General features: G+C 61.5%; 3 pseudogenes. 1 reads left to right on the top strand and 2 read right to left on the bottom strand.

Going from position 1 to position 2,707, the window contains the following annotated elements:
- Positions 1 to 309, bottom strand: a pseudogene (locus B8784_RS15280) (integrase core domain-containing protein); the annotation flags it as partial.
- A 137-nt stretch (positions 310 to 446) separates the two neighbouring features.
- On the opposite strand from B8784_RS15280, the pseudogene B8784_RS15275 reads away from it, so the two are divergent.
- Positions 447 to 1,719: pseudogene (locus B8784_RS15275) on the top strand (IS110 family RNA-guided transposase).
- A 236-nt stretch (positions 1,720 to 1,955) separates the two neighbouring features.
- Here B8784_RS15275 and B8784_RS22010 read toward each other — a convergent pair.
- Positions 1,956 to 2,707, bottom strand: a pseudogene (locus tag B8784_RS22010) (IS3 family transposase); the annotation flags it as partial.

The raw sequence follows: 2,707 nt of genomic DNA, 5'->3' as shown, positions 1-2,707 counted from the left end.
GGAGCTTCCCCGCGGCTCAAGCGAGCCGGGCCTTCGGCGGCGCAGCCGCCGTTCGTAGGTTACGGGGCTGAGGCCGCCGAGTGATGTGTGTGGCCGGACCGTGTTGTAGTCTATCCGCCAGGCTTCGATGATGCGCCGGGCGTCACCGAGACTGTCGAAGAGATGCTCGTTCAGGCACTCGTCGCGCAGCCGGCCGTTGAAGCTCTCGACGAAGGCGTTCTGTGTCGGCTTTCCCGGCGCGATGTAGTGCCACTCAATGCCGGCCTCGCGCACCCATTTCAGGATCGCATGACTGGTCAGCTCCGTGCCATAGCACATTGGGAACCGGCGTTTCGGAGGTCGTGACCGCCTGCTTGGCTTCGTCCATGCAGGCAGGCGGTCACGACCGGGCCTTCAGGTCTCTTACAGTGGTTTTGCCGACCACGACTGAAGAGAGGAGCCCAGCCATGACCAAGTCTGATACTACGCCAGTTCATCCCATTCTCGTAGCCATCGATATCGCCAAGCATCGCAACGAGGTGCTGATCGCCGAGCCGGGGCGCAAGCGCCGGCGGCGGATCACCGTTCGCAACATCAAGGAAGATCACGAGCGCCTCGTAGAGACGCTCACTGCTTACAATGCGCCCGTGGTCGTCGGCTTTGAGCCGACCGGCGACTATCACCGCCCGATCGCTTGGCGACTTCAGGAAGCGGGCTTTTCACTCAAGCTGATCTCGTCCTTGTCACTCGCCCGAACACGCGAAGCGATGCACAACTCCTGGGACAAGAACGATCCGAAGGACGCTCAGGTCATGCTGCATATGATGCAGACCGGACTGACCCAGACCTGGCACGATCCTTTGGTCCACGGCCTCAACGACCTGCAGGAGCTGTCGAAGACGCACGCCGTCATCTCACAGACCAAAACCGAGTTCTGGCATCGCCTCCGAACGCATTACCTGCCGCTCTATTTTCCGGAGGCTGAACGGTTCGCAGGCAACTCCCGCAGCGACTGGTTCCTCGCTTTCCTCGAGCAGTTTCCAACACCGGGATCGATCACCTGCATGCCTGAAGACACCTTTGCCGAAGCGGCCTGGGATGTGGTGGGCAGGAAGGTCTCGAAGCGTCGCTTGATCTCTGACATCTACGCGACAGCTGCAGATTCCATTGGGCTTCCGGTATCTATCGACTCACCTGCGATCGCCATGTTTCGGCTGGTCCTCGCTGAAGGGCGCAGTCTCGTGGCGCAACGCGACCAAATCGAACAACAAGCTGAAGACCTTCTCGGCGAGCATGAGGACTTCATCCGTTTAAAGACGATCCCTGGCGTTGGCCCGATCAACGCGTTGACCATTCTGGCCGAAGCGGGCGATCTGCGCCGGTTTCGGCACCACCGCCAGTTCCTGAAGTTCTGCGGGTTCAACCTGTCGACCCAGCAGTCGGGCGTCTTCCGCGGCCAGACGAAATTGTCGAAGTATGGCAACGCCAGGCTCAGGCGCACATTCTGGATGGCTGGCCAGGTCGCCATCCGGCAGCGCGAGAATGGCTTCCGCGACAAGTACGAACGCTACATCGCTCGCGATCACGCCGATCCCCATCTCAAGCGCAAGGCGTTCACCGCGATCGCCGCCAAGATGGCGCGCACCGCCCATGCCGTGATCAAGACCGAGACAGACTACCGCCCCTTCTTCGAAGGACGCGGTCCCAGGCGGAAGGACCCCGCTCTGCAAGTGCCGTTGAGGCGCGCCCACAGCGCGACCTCGTAGATAATGTTCGGGTCTTCTGCCTGGGAAATCGGATCTCGTCTTAAGGACGGTGAGGGCCACAATCCCATGGACCCTGTGTTTGCTATGGAAGAACTGACTTCTTGACCGCAGAAGACGCCTGGGAGATTTTAATCGCAGCGCGAGGCCAAAATCGGCCCCGCGGACAACTGACCTGTTGGCCCATTCCCGCTGAGCTTCCTTTCATAGGACGTTGTCGGAGACGATCATCTTCGGAGCACCCCGCCGGGTGATGAGCCTGGACAGTTCCCTGGCGACCCGCACGCCGGACAGGGAGACATCGACGACCACGGCCAGGGCTTCCCGGGTGAAGTCGTCGACCACGCAGAGCGTGCGGAACCGGCGGCCATCGCTGAGAGCGTCCGATACGAAGTCCAGGCTCCATCGCTCATTCGCCTGTTCCGGCAGGAGCATGGGTGAACGTGTGCCTGTCGCCCGCTTTCGCCCACGTCGTCGTTTCACGGCCAGTCCCTCCTCGGCATAGATCCGGTAGATCTTCTTGTGATTGGCGCTGAGGCCCTCGCGGTCCAGCAGGATGCCGAGCCTGCGATAGCCGAACCGGCGGCGTTCACCGGCCAGCTCCCGTAGCCTCTGGCGCAACTTCTCGTCACCGCCATCGCGTTTTTCATACTGGAAGGTGGACCGATCGAGATCGGCCAGCCGGCAGGCCCGACGCTCCGACAGGCCATGCACTTCCATCACGTGGTGCACGGCCTTCCGTTTGGCGTCGGGCGTCAGAAGTTTTTTGTCGCCAGGTCCTTCAGGGCGGCATTGTCCAGCATTGCATCGGCCAGGAGGCGCTTCAGCTTCGAGTTCTCCTCCTCCAGCGTCTTCAGCCGCCGGGCGTCCGACACCGTCATGCCGCCGAACTTCGCCTTGTACTTGTAGAAGGTCGCATCCGAGATGCCGTACTTGCGGCAGATATCGGCTGTCTTCACGCCAGC

The organism is Henriciella aquimarina (genome assembly GCF_002088975.1).
GTDB lineage: Bacteria > Pseudomonadota > Alphaproteobacteria > Caulobacterales > Hyphomonadaceae > Henriciella > Henriciella aquimarina.
This window is presented reverse-complemented; position numbering and strand designations above follow the sequence as displayed.